Annotated in this window: 13 protein-coding genes, 1 tRNA gene and 1 pseudogene; 9 read left to right on the top strand and 6 right to left on the bottom strand. The window is 37.7% G+C overall.

Translation table 11 applies throughout. The features are described from left to right. Window positions 1–471 precede the first annotated feature (471 nt). The gene (locus tag BN200_RS04810) at window positions 472–1374 is read left to right on the top strand and encodes a metallophosphoesterase family protein (protein ID WP_034989060.1); all 903 of its coding nucleotides are present in this window, start codon (window positions 472–474) and stop codon (window positions 1372–1374) included. 115 nt (window positions 1375–1489) lie between these two features. On the opposite strand, the gene BN200_RS04805 is transcribed toward BN200_RS04810, so the two are convergent. Next, window positions 1490–2398: a cation diffusion facilitator family transporter gene (locus BN200_RS04805; RefSeq protein WP_019221392.1), complete on the bottom strand. Its 909-nt coding sequence runs from the start codon at window positions 2396–2398 to the stop codon at window positions 1490–1492. Window positions 2399–3171: 773 nt separating this feature from the next. Here BN200_RS04805 and BN200_RS04800 point away from each other — a divergent pair. Further along, window positions 3172–3986, top strand: a pseudogene (locus BN200_RS04800) (TrmH family RNA methyltransferase). Between the two features lie 49 nt (window positions 3987–4035). On the opposite strand, the gene mnmA reads toward BN200_RS04800, so the two are convergent. Continuing rightward, entirely contained in the window at window positions 4036–5265 is a 1230-nt protein-coding gene (mnmA, locus tag BN200_RS04795) for a tRNA 2-thiouridine(34) synthase MnmA (protein WP_019221391.1), read from the bottom strand. A gap of 397 nt (window positions 5266–5662) precedes the next feature. Here mnmA and sciP point away from each other — a divergent pair, with 397 nt between their 5' ends. Next, window positions 5663–5938 (top strand): CtrA inhibitor SciP, encoded by a 276-nt coding sequence (gene sciP / locus BN200_RS04790; protein WP_034989131.1) that lies wholly within the window; start codon window positions 5663–5665, stop codon window positions 5936–5938. Between the two features lie 225 nt (window positions 5939–6163). On the opposite strand, the gene BN200_RS04785 is transcribed toward sciP, so the two are convergent. Then, complete coding sequence (locus BN200_RS04785; protein WP_019221388.1) at window positions 6164–6550, bottom strand: hypothetical protein; 387 nt, start codon at window positions 6548–6550, stop codon at window positions 6164–6166. A 569-nt stretch (window positions 6551–7119) separates the two neighbouring features. Here BN200_RS04785 and ctrA point away from each other — a divergent pair. After that, the gene (gene ctrA, locus BN200_RS04780) at window positions 7120–7821 is read left to right on the top strand and encodes a response regulator transcription factor CtrA (protein ID WP_034989129.1); all 702 of its coding nucleotides are present in this window, start codon (window positions 7120–7122) and stop codon (window positions 7819–7821) included. Window positions 7822–8410: 589 nt separating this feature from the next. On the opposite strand, the gene chpT is transcribed toward ctrA, so the two are convergent. Then, window positions 8411–9049 carry a histidine phosphotransferase ChpT gene (gene chpT, locus BN200_RS04775; protein WP_019221385.1) on the bottom strand — a complete coding sequence of 213 codons (639 nt, stop codon included), beginning with the start codon at window positions 9047–9049 and terminating at the stop codon, window positions 8411–8413. Between the two features lie 212 nt (window positions 9050–9261). Between chpT and BN200_RS04770 the strand changes: the two genes are divergently transcribed. Continuing rightward, entirely contained in the window at window positions 9262–9852 is a 591-nt protein-coding gene (locus BN200_RS04770; protein WP_019221384.1) for a DUF1134 domain-containing protein, read from the top strand. 28 nt (window positions 9853–9880) lie between these two features. Then, window positions 9881–10543 (top strand): hypothetical protein, encoded by a 663-nt coding sequence (locus BN200_RS04765; protein ID WP_019221383.1) that lies wholly within the window; start codon window positions 9881–9883, stop codon window positions 10541–10543. Window positions 10544–10812: 269 nt separating this feature from the next. On the opposite strand, the gene BN200_RS04760 is transcribed toward BN200_RS04765, so the two are convergent. Both BN200_RS04760 and BN200_RS04755 read right to left on the bottom strand, forming a co-directional pair. After that, window positions 10813–11931: a DegT/DnrJ/EryC1/StrS family aminotransferase gene (locus BN200_RS04760; RefSeq protein WP_019221382.1), complete on the bottom strand. Its 1119-nt coding sequence runs from the start codon at window positions 11929–11931 to the stop codon at window positions 10813–10815. Window positions 11932–11980: 49 nt separating this feature from the next. Continuing rightward, window positions 11981–12937 (bottom strand): Gfo/Idh/MocA family protein, encoded by a 957-nt coding sequence (locus BN200_RS04755; protein ID WP_019221381.1) that lies wholly within the window; start codon window positions 12935–12937, stop codon window positions 11981–11983. A gap of 168 nt (window positions 12938–13105) precedes the next feature. Here BN200_RS04755 and BN200_RS04750 point away from each other — a divergent pair. The 3 genes from BN200_RS04750 (at window position 13106) to BN200_RS10095 (ending at window position 14295) form a co-directional block, all read left to right on the top strand. Further along, a tRNA-Met gene (locus BN200_RS04750) sits at window positions 13106–13182 on the top strand. Window positions 13183–13655: 473 nt separating this feature from the next. Continuing rightward, window positions 13656–13964, top strand: a complete 309-nt coding sequence (locus BN200_RS10100) for a hypothetical protein (RefSeq protein ID WP_154645980.1) — start codon at window positions 13656–13658, stop codon at window positions 13962–13964. Then, a complete protein-coding gene (locus BN200_RS10095) occupies window positions 13945–14295 on the top strand; it encodes a hypothetical protein (RefSeq protein ID WP_019221379.1) in 351 nt (116 codons plus the stop codon). Before BN200_RS10100 ends, BN200_RS10095 begins: the two co-directional genes overlap by 20 nt. Window positions 14296–14369: the final 74 nt, after the last annotated feature.

Below are 14369 nucleotides of genomic sequence, written 5' to 3'. Positions count from 1 at the left end.
TTATCATTCATTGTATGACCATTCATCCGCTCATCTAAAAAACACCTCTCATTGCCCCTCCATCCCATCTCACAGTAAATGTAAAGAATATCATACAAAAAGTACAAAAGCCAAAAAGTACAAAAGCCCTTGCACAAACACATCTTTACTTTACGCTTATGAAGTACAAGAGAATTTTTTTCTGATTCTGAATATGACAATTTGAAATGAGAAGATCTTACGGTATTCAGAGTGCTCAATCAACATGCAAAACAATAAATTATCATTATAAATCAATATAGTATGATAAACAATAACATACCCTATCACGTCCTTTTTACCATGTAAAAACTCATAAGATACGAATTCCTGCAAAGATTTTTATCACATTTGCGACACAGTTTTTCTCATTGAACAATTCAATTCGCACACACCTTCAAAAATGTACCAACCTATCTTATTTTTTTCATTGTCTTCATCGTTTTCAATGCTATGCTAACGCCCATGTTTTGTCTTGCCCACATATCGGATGTGCATCTTTCACCTCTGCCACAACCCTCCTTATTCGAGCTTTTTGGAAAGCGCCTTACCGGTTATCTTAATTGGCAAAAAAAACGTAAGGGCCAAATGGCAACAAATACCCTAGACACTATAATAGAGTCCTTAAAAAAGAAAAACCCTGATCATTTTGTAATCTCCGGTGATCTTGTCAATCTTGCTCTCGATAAAGAATTTGAACAAGCACGCAATTGGTTGCTTAAGCAAGGTTATCCTCGAAATATTTCTTTAACATTTGGCAATCATGATGCCTATGTCCGTGGTGCATTTCAAAAGGCCTGTACTTTTTTCCAACCTTGGATCACAGGTGATCTCCCTCAAAACAATGCCCTTCCCTTTCCTTACATGCGCATTCGCAAGAATGTCGCTATTATAGGTGCTTCTTCAGCCATTGCGACACCACCTTTTCAAGCATCTGGTTATTTTGGCAAAATGCAAGCTCAAGCTTTGTCGCAACTTTTAAACGAAGCAGCAACGCGTAATCTTTTTCGTGTTATCATGATACATCATCCCCCTTTTCATCATGCAACCTCTTGGCATAAAAAATTATGGGGCATAGAACGTTTTCTAGAGGTTATCAAATACCACGGCTGCGAACTTATTCTCCATGGACATACTCACCTGCCTACATTGAATATTGTTAAGGGAAAAATGGGAAAAATTCCTATTGTGGGAGTTGCTTCTGCAGCACAAGCTTTTGGCAAGACCCTTCCTCCAGCAGGCTTTAACTTTTTTTCTATTGAACAGTTTAATCAGCAATGGCACTGCCAATTACAGCGCTATAGTCTTATTAATCACAATAATGAAATAGCCTGTACTGAAACAATTGATCTTTAACACTTTGAAAAAACGAAATTTTAAAAACACCAAAAAATGCAAATATTGTTTGATTCAGCGAATATCGTTTGGTTTATATACCCTTAAACAATAATATAACTGAGAGAAAATCTCTTTATATAAAAGGAACAACTGTTGTGCCAGGAGGCAACTTAGCTTCCTCTTCAGGCTCTACATGAATAGAAATGCGTACATTATCAAATTCTTCTTTAAGAACGCCTTCAATTCTATCGCAAATCTGATGTGCTTCTCCAACCGGCATTGCAGCCGGCACCACCAAATGAAATTCTATAAAAGTAACCCTTCCAGCAACACGCGTAAGCAAATCATGCACTTCAAGTGCACCCTGTGCATTTGCAGAAATAAGCTCACGAATCCGCATGGTTTCATTCAATTCAACGCCAACATCCATTAATCCTTGCACAGCAGAGTTAATCACCTTCGATCCCTGCAAAAGAATATTAATAGCAACGATTATTGCTAAAATCGGATCCAAAATTCCCCATCCCCCGATAAAACCGGCAATCAAACCAATTAAAATGGCAAGTGAAGTAAAAACATCTGTTATAAAATGCATTCCATCAGCTTTAAGAGCCGGTGAACGGTGGATTTTCCCCTGCCGAATCAGAAGCCAGCCCCATAGGAAATTTATGATACTTGAGATCAAATGAATAACGAGCCATATTCCAGGCTTTTGCAAGAGTTTAACGCTCGAAAGAGCAATCCATGCTTCTCTTAAAATTACAATTGCCGCAATAATGATCAGTATTCCTTCAAGAATCGCGGAAAAATATTCCGCCTTGTGGTGTCCGAAAGGATGATCATGATCGGCCGGCTTCATACTTATTTTAACAGCCCACCATGCTGCCAATGTCGCAAGAATATTGACGATTGATTCCAATGCATCAGAATAAAGTGCGACCGAACCAGTGATATGATATGCCCAATATTTTAAAGCAAAAACGACAAACGCAACGAAAACAGAGTATAAGGTTAAGCTTTTTATATTGATTTTTATATCCATAACCCTATCCTCTTCTTGATAAAATAAAGAATAACAAGCTCAAACCTATAACGATATTTTCGATACGTTGCCAATATTTCCTCATATTACAAAAGCATCATAACATAATAAACACGCCTCATAACTTACCCTTGTCATTTCCAGCAACTCGATTGTTACGGCGAAATCTAACAATCAGAAGACAAAGAATATGACTGAAAAAAAGAAACAAGAAATTCTCCAAAAATAAAGACAGATTATTTTACGGAATCAATAGCTTTTCAGCTGCTTAATGGTTTTACTGGTTTATAATTGAAAAATTACCTGTTAGCATCATAGTATAAATTTTTCCCAGCAATCTTTATGATCATCAAACCAATCAATATAATTGCATACAACCCAACAAGCGATAACCGTTCACCAGAAACCTCGCCTTAGAGTATCTCAAAAAAACACTCTCTCTACTAAAATAACGTTTTTACAAACTATAGAGGAACAAAAAAAGAAAAATGAATTGCCCAAAAAGAATCTGGGCATTGGGGACCCAGATTCTTTTCCCTTAGGAATTAAGGGCATACAGACCTTGGGAAATAGCGGGGACCCAACGATCTGCACCCGATACGAAAACACTACATTGTGCCGCACTCGGTATTTTCATATTATACCTATGGTTGTATTTTGTCAACACAGATTCTACTATAAGTTTAAAATAATAAAATTTTTGTCTCTTTCTTCACAAGAAAACAAATATTCAACCTCTGGTAATCGAGAAAAAAGAGCGTTAAAAACCCCGTATGCCTTTAAATATCACAACAATCTACAAAACCGATGACCTCCGCCTAAAAGACTATCACAACATTCGTGAAAAAGATCTCGTTGGACGACAACATAAATTTATTGCTGAAGGCAAAGTCATCTTATCGGCATTGCTGCATTCAAAAGTATTTTCTGCTCTGTCCTTGCTCATAGTGAAAGAACGCCTTCCAGGAGTTATACCTCTTTTAGAAGCAACCCAGCCAACCTGTCCCATTTACCAGGTTCCACAAAAAATTATGGATGATATTGCAGGTTTTCATGTTCACCGTGGAATACTCGGTATTGGTGAACGCAAAATGCCCCTATCGCTACAAAATTTTTTACATAATCTTCCGAAAGAAGCTCTGATTGTGGTTTTATGCGGTATCTCTAATCATGACAATATGGGCTCTATTTTTCGCAACGCAGCCGCCTTTGCCAGTAATGGCATTATTGTTGACAAAACCTCATGTGATCCGCTTTACCGAAAATCGATCAGAGTATCTGCTGGCGCTGCTCTAAAAGTACCCTATACACAAGGCGCTGATATAAATGACATTATAGTAGCTCTCAATGATGAGAATTTTCATCTCTATGCCCTTTCGCCTTCCGCGCGATAACTCTCAAGCAAGCAAAAAAAACAAAAAGGATAGCACTTATTTTGGGAACAGAAGGGTATGGATTGCCAATCCACATACTAGAAAAATCAGAAGCTTTACGGATTCCTATGGTTGACGGCTTCGACAGTCTAAATGTTGCCACAGCCTCAGGTATTGCAATGGCCCATTTTAGTGATTTTGATAAACTGTGCTAAAGAAAACAATATTTTCAGTTTTAAAATAATTCTATAATATTTCTCATTCTTATATATAAGAAGCCTTTGTTTTCAATTCGCAATCCACAGTAGATTCTGTTTCCAAATTACACAAAACACGCTTCAACATCATTTCAGTATCAGCAGCGCGTTCTGAATGAGTCACAAACCCACCTCCAAGAACACGTGCTCCATCAGCATTTCCGTCATAAAAAACACAAGCTTGCCCTGGTGCCACACTATTTTCGCACTCTAAAAAATCAACAGAAAAAACACCCTTTTGATAATGCAAACGAGCAAGATGGGGAGGACGCGTTGAACGAACCTTTACAGCCACCTCAACACCATCGGAGGGGAAATTATCCAACGGTTCATCACCAAGCCAATTCACATCACGTAAAAAAAGCTTATGTGTTTCCAACATTTCACGTGGTCCAACAATGACACGCGCATTTTCTACATCGAGATAAACCACATAAAGCGCTTCACCGGTTGCAACACCAATGCCACGACGTTGCCCAACAGTATAATGAACAATTCCCGAATGTTTTCCTAAAATCTGTCCATCGACATGCACAATAACCCCAGGATTGACAGCCTCTGGACGCAGCTTTGCAATAATATCAGAATATTTTCCTTGCGGAACAAAACAAATATCTTGGCTGTCATGCTTATTGGCCACAACAAAGCCCATTTCTGCCGCCAGCTCACGAACACGTGCTTTGGGAAGATCACCAAGCGGAAAACGCAAATAATCAATCTGTTCTTGTGTTGTTGCAAAAAGAAAATAACTCTGATCGCGATCGAGATCGAGAGGACGAAAGAGCGCTCGATGCGCACCATGAGGACGCGAACGAATATAATGGCCCGTTGCCAAAGCATCGGCATCTAATTCACGCGCAGTTGCTAAGAGATCAGCAAACTTAACAGTCTGGTTGCAGGCTATACAGGGCACAGGAGTCTCTCCATGTGCATAACTCTCCGCAAAAGGATCAATCACAGCTTCGCGAAATCGCTTTTCATAATCAAGAACATAATGGGGTATGCCCAATGTCTCTGCTACGCGGCGCGCATCTTCAATATCCTGCCCAGCACAGCATGCCCCTACCCGATGTGTTGCTGCACCATGATCATAAAGCTGTAACGTAATCCCGATGACATCGTAGCCTTCCTTTTTTAAAAGACCTGCAACAACCGATGAATCAACTCCTCCCGACATTGCTACAACAATGCGGGAATTTTCAGGTTGTCCTGGTAAATCAAGACTGTTCAAAAACATCTCTTCATTCTCTACTTAATATGCATCACCTAATTATGCATCTCTCTGCACGCATATCGTTATGCCACGTTCTCATCACGCCATTCATTACTTTTTATGCTATTTATTGTCGTTTTATATTGTTTTTTTATCCTTTACACAACCAAGAGCATCAGCTTTTTTAAAACAGTTGAAAAGGAAAAAAAGCGTGATCAAAATAAGGCACAATAAAAATCCTTTTTGCTCTTTTTAAAGATCCAATGAAAACATCGCAATAAGCTCTTTGCCTCTCTTCACTTTGAGCCATATTTTCACGTGTGAGGTTACTTTATTAATTTTTTCTTTCAAGGCGTTTAGCTCTTTTTTAAATTTCATGTTTTATAAACGAATCAAGTCTTTGAAAAAAGTAGACAATATGATGACAAACTTGATAAAAACACAAATGAAATATGTTATTGGGCCAGATGGTAGTCCACTCACAGTCGCCGACCTACCGCCGCAAACAACAAGACGCTGGGTAATCCGTCGCAAAGCTGAAGTTGTTGCGGCTGTCCGAGGCGGACTGTTAAGTCTTGATGAAGCATGTCAACGTTATACTTTAACCGTAGAAGAATTTCTTTCATGGCAAAGTTTGATCGATGAACATGGATTAGCTGGTTTACGGACGACCAAAATTCAACATTACAGATATTGATCGCCTATTGATCGCCGTGAATCTGGCTTCGAAATACTATTAAAATGTAAAATAGCCAAACTTGATAAGAGTTTGGCTATTTTTTTACTTTTATTTTAGCAAACAAATATCTCAAAGAGTTGAGCTTCAAGTGTTAGTTTTTCCTTTGGAACGTTAGTTTTTCTTTTGGAAAAGGAACAGCGTATTTACGTAAAAGCTCCCATTTTCTGTCAAAACGATTCGGGATTATCCAGTCATAGAATGAGAGTGCATGACGACACTGTTCTCGTCTGCCACGCCCCCATTTTCCCTTGCCTCCAAAAGCTGTGCACGTTGTAATTCTGTAGTAACCTCATGGAGAGCGATTTCGGCATTTGTTTTTTGAAGCTGCAAATCACGGATCGAATTGATAAGATTATCACGCCTTTGCCGCGCTGCACGAGCCAAAGCAGAATAAGCAAAATGATAAACATCACTGTTTCCAGATTTACGCTCTTCATGAAGAATTTGTGCTTCCAACTCTGATACCATTTGCTCAAATTCTGCGATCATCATCTCAAGCTGTGCGATTTCACGGCGTTTCCCACGCACTTGAAACATCTTCAATCGCACTATACTTTTCCGTGGCTTCATACTCGCTTACTCCTTGTTTGCGCCAACTCAAAATTCGTATTCGCACTCTTAACGTATAATTTTTAGTTACACTCTTGCTGACGAAAAAATCCATTTTCAAACTTGAAACTCTAAATTCCCAGCCATCCTTAAAGCTTCTGTGAACACAACCTGCCTTAAAGAGCAATAACCATTTCTTTACTGTTCGCCTCCATTATAGGATGAAGAAATTTAAAGCTCGGTAAATAAATACTGAAATTGTAAAAAAGTAATTTAAAATCGTCTTCTACCGGCTTTTTATAAAGTTTTATCCCCCACAACACTTCCATTTTTTATTGCGTGAACACATATCTAATTTTTCAAAAATAATTTTGTTAACTTCTTTTAAAAATAAAAACATTTTGTTAACCACTATGATAGATAGTGAGGAATTCAGTGGTGATTGTTACGCGTACTACTGAAATATTCATAAACGCTTTTAGTTAAGTGTTTAATTTTATGAATTATTTTTTATCAGCTGTGATTTTACCGGCTGTTAGAAAATAGAGATGTTCCTCTTGATTCGGGAGGAACAAAGTGAGGGATCTAAAATGCGCGTATTATTAATTGAAGATGATAAAGCAATGACTCAAAGCATTGAGTTAATGCTAAAGTCAGCAAATTTTAATGTCTATATCACTGATCTAGGTGAAGAAGGTGTCGATTTAGGTAAGCTTTATGATTATGATATCATTTTGCTTGATCTCAATCTTCCTGATATGTCAGGCTATGATGTCTTGCGGACCCTCAGATTGGCAAAAATAAAAACCCCTGTTCTCATTCTTTCAGGCATGAGTGCTATTGAAGACAAGGTTCGTGGTTTTGGCTTTGGTGCAGATGATTATATGACGAAACCTTTTCATAAAGATGAGCTCATTGCACGTATTCATGCGGTTGTCCGTCGCTCTAAAGGCCATGCACAATCGGTGATTGTTACAGGAGATCTTATTGTCAACCTTGATGCCAAAACCGTTGAAGTTGCTGGACATCCTGTCCATTTAACTGGTAAAGAGTATCAGATGCTAGAGCTTCTCTCTCTGCGCAAAGGGACGACACTAACCAAGGAAATGTTTCTCAATCATCTCTACGGTGGAATGGATGAACCAGAACTTAAAATTATCGATGTCTTTATTTGTAAACTGCGCAAAAAATTGGAAGCAGTATCTTCTAGCGTAAACTACATTGATACCGTTTGGGGACGTGGTTATGTGTTACGTGATCCAGTTGAAGAGGACGTACGTAAAACCGCTTAAGCAGTGAAATGCACATTGTAAAATCTCGGAGTGTAGCGGGCCGAGGTTTTTCTCTGTTACAGTAAAAGGCTCGCACACAAAAGATTTTTTGTCTCTCTTATAGAGCGAGAAAAGTTAAAGTTTTAATGGAGACATGCTGTTCACACAAAACAAAAAAGCCATTGTGAAACAAAAATCCTCTTGAGTTACCAATTTACGCACTTTTTTAAAGAGACATCTCTCAAAGCACTCAGATCTGTTTCACGAATATGCCCGTGAAGAGTGTAATGACACCCCATCGCCCCCCGCATTGAGACAATTCATGAGAAGTATCTTTAATCCTTTCTTGAAAGGTTTTTATCTACAGGCTCATCCCATTTGTGATGTGCAGGCGAAAAGTTTTAAGTGCTTCACGATGAAAGGGCTTGAGATGAGAAAATCTTATGATATTTTGTTCTCCCATTAAAGTTGAAGAGCGATAAATTATCTTTATAAATCAATGAACTGACTTTAAAAATACTCACCCTTTCCATTGACGAATAGAGTCTTATCACTCTCTGAAACAATCTAAGCTCTCTTTTTCCAACACGTTCAAGCACTTCTATCTTGTTCAAAGTCTCTTCGCACTTTCCAAAATAACACAACTGTCAGTCTCATTGATATTTATTTTCATATCTGTCATCTGAGCGAGTAACATTGTGTAATAAAACTGGACGACATGTGCATCGATAAGTTCTTCTTGAATTTCCCCCTTATATAACGCAATAAAATGAGAAGGAATACGGAGAGTTTTCCCGCAGATCTCAAACCGAAAAGAACGTTGATTTTCCTCCTGCCCAATCATAACAACGATTTCTCCCCCACGAGAAACTGTTGCATTTGCAATCAATAACAAATTAAGCAAAAGTTTAACTTCATTTTTGGGTAAAAGCAAAGCAGGAATTTGCCATTTTAAAGTTGCTTTTTCTTCTTTCATATATTGTTGAGCGACCTGTTCAGCAGAACGTGTATCTATTTGTCCCCCACTCGCTCCCGCAAAACCAAAAGCCAATCGAGCAAATTGGAGACGTGCAGAAGCACTGGCAACAGACCAACGTACTAATTGCAAAGCATCTTCTTCAGCTCCTCCTTCATCATAGAGCTCCATCGCATTTTGAATAGCCCCAACAGGTGAAATCAAATCATGGCAAATACGGCTACAAAGCAAGGCAGCCAAATCGGTAGACTCCAAAGAAACAGCTAATGTCATAATGATTGAGAACTCCCAAATTTAAAAACAAGCTCCCTTTTACAGCAAAACTCTTAACATCCAATGCATACATAGAGGAAATTTTAACAATCACGTTATTTTTTTAGAAACAAATTCAAGAATTTAAACAACCTTACATTTTATTTTTATTTGAATAGAATGAAAATGCTAATATCATATTTTGTTTGTAACCAATAAAAGGGAAAAATTCTATGGCTCTCTCTCTTATAATACGCTGGTACAAAAGCATTGTATCTGCAATCTTCCTTTTATTCATAACAATAAACACTTTATATGCTCAACCAATAGAACAAAAAGCACCTCATTATTCACTGCAAGAAATTATCGATTCCGGTCACATTTTTTTTGGAAAAACCACTAGCGGTATAGCAGTAGCAATTGAAAATATCTTTTCACAATACGGTTATCCCAATGCCTATATTTTAGGGGAAGAGGCTTCTGGCGCCTTTTTTGCTGGATTAACCTATGGCGAAGGGAAGCTTTTTACCAAAATCTATGGTGAACATAAAGTTTTTTGGCAAGGCCCCTCTGTAGGATGGGACTTTGGCGGCCAAGGTTCCCGTTTAATGATCCTCGTTTACGATCTTAATAACGTAAATAATTTATGGGGCCGCTATGGTGGTATCTCAGGTTCGGCCTATTTAATAGCAGGTGTTGGTTTTCATGTTCTAAAACGCCATAATGTCTTGTTAGTTCCTGTACGTACAGGAATCGGTGCACGTCTTGGTATCAATATAGGATATTTAAAATTAACACCTAAGCCAACGTGGAATCCATTTTAAATCGACTTTCAATAAAAAAGGGGATTTTATGTTTATCCAATCATTTCTATTTTTTGTTCTTGGCGTTGCCACAACTTCTTGGCTGCTCATACTTTTTTCCCCCATTCTTTGGCGTAGAGCACTCCACTTTGCGCAGAAAGTTGTTTCTGCACAAATCCCATTATCCTTGAAAGAAATACAAGCCAACTACGATTTCCTCTGTGCCAAACACGCCGTAGAACTAGCATACAGCGAACAAAAATACCAATCTTTGCAAAAAAAATATGCCCAACAGAAAATACAACTCAGTCACACAATAGAACAGCTCTATCAACGACATTTCCCCACACAGGATACTTCTTCTTCCTTTCATGAAAAAGAAGCTATCGCAATAAAGAATGAAAACAGTGTTTTTACAACAAACACTTTCATAATGGAGATCAAAACCATGCGTAAAAAAATTGCATCTTATCAGCAACGTTTACAAGAAATTCAAATCGATAAGCTTGACGCTAAATCTAACCATAAACTCCTAGATGAACTACGTGAAGAAACAAAAGAATTAGCCGCAACATTAGCTGCCCAAATAGCCCTGCAAGAAGATGGATCTTCCCCCATCAATACATTGCTCCAAAATTCTCAAATCAAAGACGATCTCGCATCGCGTATTCACAAAAAAATAACCTGTAAAAACAACACATCCCTTAAATGAGTTATCTTTTAAAAACAACTGAGTATAATTTTCTGCATCAGTGAATATTCATATTAACGGCATCTTTTCACAATACAAAAATTCACTACCGCATTGAAGGAAAGAAACATCAAAATCGCTCTACATATGCGCTTTCTTGATGAAAGAAAAGGGATTAGCGTAATTTTGTAACTCTGTTTTTTAAGTTACCACTTTTTCTAAAACACCTGCAAAGATTTTCCCCCAATCAAAGTATGCTCTTAAATAGCCTGAAAAGTAAAAGCATTCTCTCAACAATGATAAAAATCTCTTATTTTTTCGATAATCATATCCTGATCACTTTTTGTCAAATAAGGATGCATCGGTACACTGAGAACACAGTTTCCTAAAGACTCAGAAACAGAAAGAGAACCTTCTACATAAGGAAAGTGTTGATAAGCTGGCTGTTGGTGCAATGGCGTTTTATAATAAACCATTGTAGGAATAGAATTTTTCTGTAAATAGTCCTGTAATCTGTCGCGATTTTCTACTTTAAGAGTGTATTGTGCATAAGCACAACGAGCATCTTCTGCAACTTCTGGAACTATGACAATATCTCTTAAATGATTGGAATAATATTGTGCAATTGCCACACGCTTTTCCATCTCCTCCTCAAAGATAACGAACTTTTCTAGCAAGATAGCAGCTTGAATTGTATCGAGACGTGAATTCAAACCAATACGCACGTTATCATATTGCGTTTCACCCTTCCCATGAAACAGGATAGAACGCAAAAGTGCTGCTAAATCATCATCATTGGTCATCATAGCGCCTCCATCGCCATAACACCCCAAAGGTTTTGCAGGGTAAAAACTTGTCGCAGCCACATCACCAAAAGCCCCGCACATAATATTACCACTTCTTCCGCCTATTGATTGAGCTGCATCTTCAATCACAAAAAGATTTTCCTTTGCAGCCACTTGAGTAATTTGCGCATAATCAGCAGGAAGCCCGAACAAATCCACAGCAATAATCGCCTTTGGTTTGAGACGCCCCTCTTTTTTAATCATCTCAATGGCTTCACAAAGTTTCTCAACGTCGATATTGAATGTATCAGGCAAAACATCAACAAAAACAGGTTCTGCTCCTACCAAAGCAACCACTTCAGCAGTTGCCGAAAACGTGAAGCTAGGACAAAAAACAGCATCACCTGGACCAATATTTTTAGCCATAAGAGGCATCTTTAAAGCATCCGTTCCGTTGGCACAAGCAATCACATGTTGAACACCGAGATAATCTGCCAATCTCTTTTCAAATTCTGTTACTTTTGGCCCCAAAATATATTGACCACTGGCAACCACATGCGCAATTGCAGCATTCACTTTATCTTCAATGCGCGCACGCTGCGCCCCAAGGTCGATGAATTGCATAGTAACTCCATTGATAATCACAAGAATACAAAAGCGCTGCTGATCTCTTTTATCTCTGATAATTGACACCAGCAGCAGTTAAAATCCGTAAAACAGCAAGAGCATCATCGCCATTTGTACGAGGCGATTGACGCGTTTTAATACAGTGAAGAAAATGCTTTAATTCGCGGGTAAGCGGTAAGTCTTCATAAATATTAATATAGCTTAGCTCATCAGTGCTAAAAGCCCATTCTTGATTCTCCTTCCAAACGGCAAAAAGGTGAAATGCCACTTTACGGCTCCACGGTTCCATATCATTAAAAACGAGCATAGCCTTTGTCCCAACAACCGTTAAACGCCTTTCACGATAAGGACTAAGGCGTGAAGCAAAAAGATGACTACGGATACCATTTGGAAAAATCATATGAATATGAGCAAAATCAGAACACTGATCGATGACAGCAGCTCCCTCTCCCCGAATTTCAGAGGGCTCACATCCACTCAAAGCCAAAATCATTGAGAGATCATGAGGAGCAAGATCCCATAAAGCATCGCTTTGTGTATGAAATTTTCCAAAGCCTAATCGGTGAGAATAAATATAACGCACATCCCCTAGTTCTCCTTTTTCCACGAATTCAGATATTTTTTCAAAAGCAGGATGAAAACGCAAAATATGACCCACCATAAGAATCCGCCCGCATTCGTTAGCCACCTGAACTTGACGTTCAGCATCAACAACATCCAAAGCAATTGGTTTTTCAACGAGAACATCTTTGCCATTTTTTATAGCACGCAAAACATTTTCTGTATGAAATTGTGGAGGCAGAGCTAAGACCAACGCATCAATATCTCTACGATTAAAAAGATCATCAGGCACCACAGCATCAACGCCATACAGATTTGCAAAACTTGCAGCACGATCACTATCAATATCAGAAACTGCTGCTAAAGCTCCAAGGCTTTGGAGTGTTCGTATATGATTTCCACCCCAATGACCGCACCCTAAAACCGCTACACGTGGCACCATTTTTATGCCTTACCCTATTCATCATATAAATTATACTTCTCTATACTCCATATCGATGATAAAATAGAATGACAAGAGAAAAGCTTAAAAACGACGCTTGACATCTGACTATTCTACCTCTTATATCCGCAGAAGATGAAATCAGTTGCAATTTTCTTTATCTATTTTGGCGGAGTAGCTCAGTAGGTTAGAGCAGAGGAATCATAATCCTTGTGTCGGGGGTTCAAATCCCTCCTCCGCTACCATTTTCTGCATAATTGTTGGGGAATTTTATGCCTTTTTAGCCTGTATCGATTATAACAACCTTCATTTAAAGTTTTAAAAAAGCTACCAAGATTTTCTTTAAACTTCTAAATTTTTTGTATTTTTTAAAATCTATCCTTTCACTGTTTTTAAAATGGCAGTAACCAAATTTTTTTTAAAACAGATATATTAAAACAGATATAATTGTATAGTATATTAAGAACTCATATACTCTTTAAAAGCATGTTATCTTTTCTTTTCAGGGACTTCCTCATTATTTTCTCTATAAGCATAAAACCATTAAGGTCAATTCAAAACAATAATAATATAAATAAATTATTTTTAAATTTAATAATATTTCATATTATAATAAATAAGTCATTTTAATAAATATAAAAATTAAAAATAATTTATATTTATTTATTATGTAAAAAGCTACAGAAAATGAAAGTTATAAGTTAAGCAAGGAAAAATAATGATGTATAAAAAATTCCTTCTATTGCGTACAACAGCTGTAGCAATCGTATTTTTCGGAATTCATCTCAATGCACATGCAGAAATTCTTCAAGTTTCTAATGGGAATAAAAAAGAAGTATCCAACAAAAACTATGATAAACTTCTGGCAACAAACGGTGGAAAAATCATTGGCAAGCATTTAACGCTGGGCAGTACTGCTGCTCCACAAGGAGAATCATATTTTGCAAGCATTATCATGATTGAAAAAACCAACAGTTCTATTGAATTATTGGAAGATACCATGATTGGTGCCTCCAATTGGAACTAAACCTTTCTATGGATACGGTATTACGGCAAAAAACGGCGGTACATTTAAAATGATAGGAGGCTCTATCAACGTTTATGCAAACGCTATTGGCCTGACTGGTAGTGATAGCGATGAAAATAAGCTAGAAAATGTCATAATCACAAATTCTGAAGCTGATAAAATACTAATGCGCGCAATAACTACTTATGAAAAAAGTAAACTCACTTTGAAAAATGTAACTGTTACAGAAGCATCAAGTAGCATAGAAGCAGATGGTCATTCTGAAATAACAGTGTCGGGTGGCTCCTTTGGAGGAAAAATATGGGCAAAAAATGGTAGCATTATTATTTAAAAAGACGATGTTAAAATAACATCATTCAAGGATAATATAATAAAATATGACGGACCAGGTGATGGGCTATACGC

The sequence above is a fragment of the Bartonella senegalensis OS02 genome, assembly GCF_000312545.1.
Classification (GTDB): Bacteria; Pseudomonadota; Alphaproteobacteria; order Rhizobiales; family Rhizobiaceae; genus Bartonella; species Bartonella senegalensis.
The sequence above is the reverse complement of the archived record's forward strand: the minus strand, read 5'-3'. Positions and strand labels throughout refer to the sequence as shown.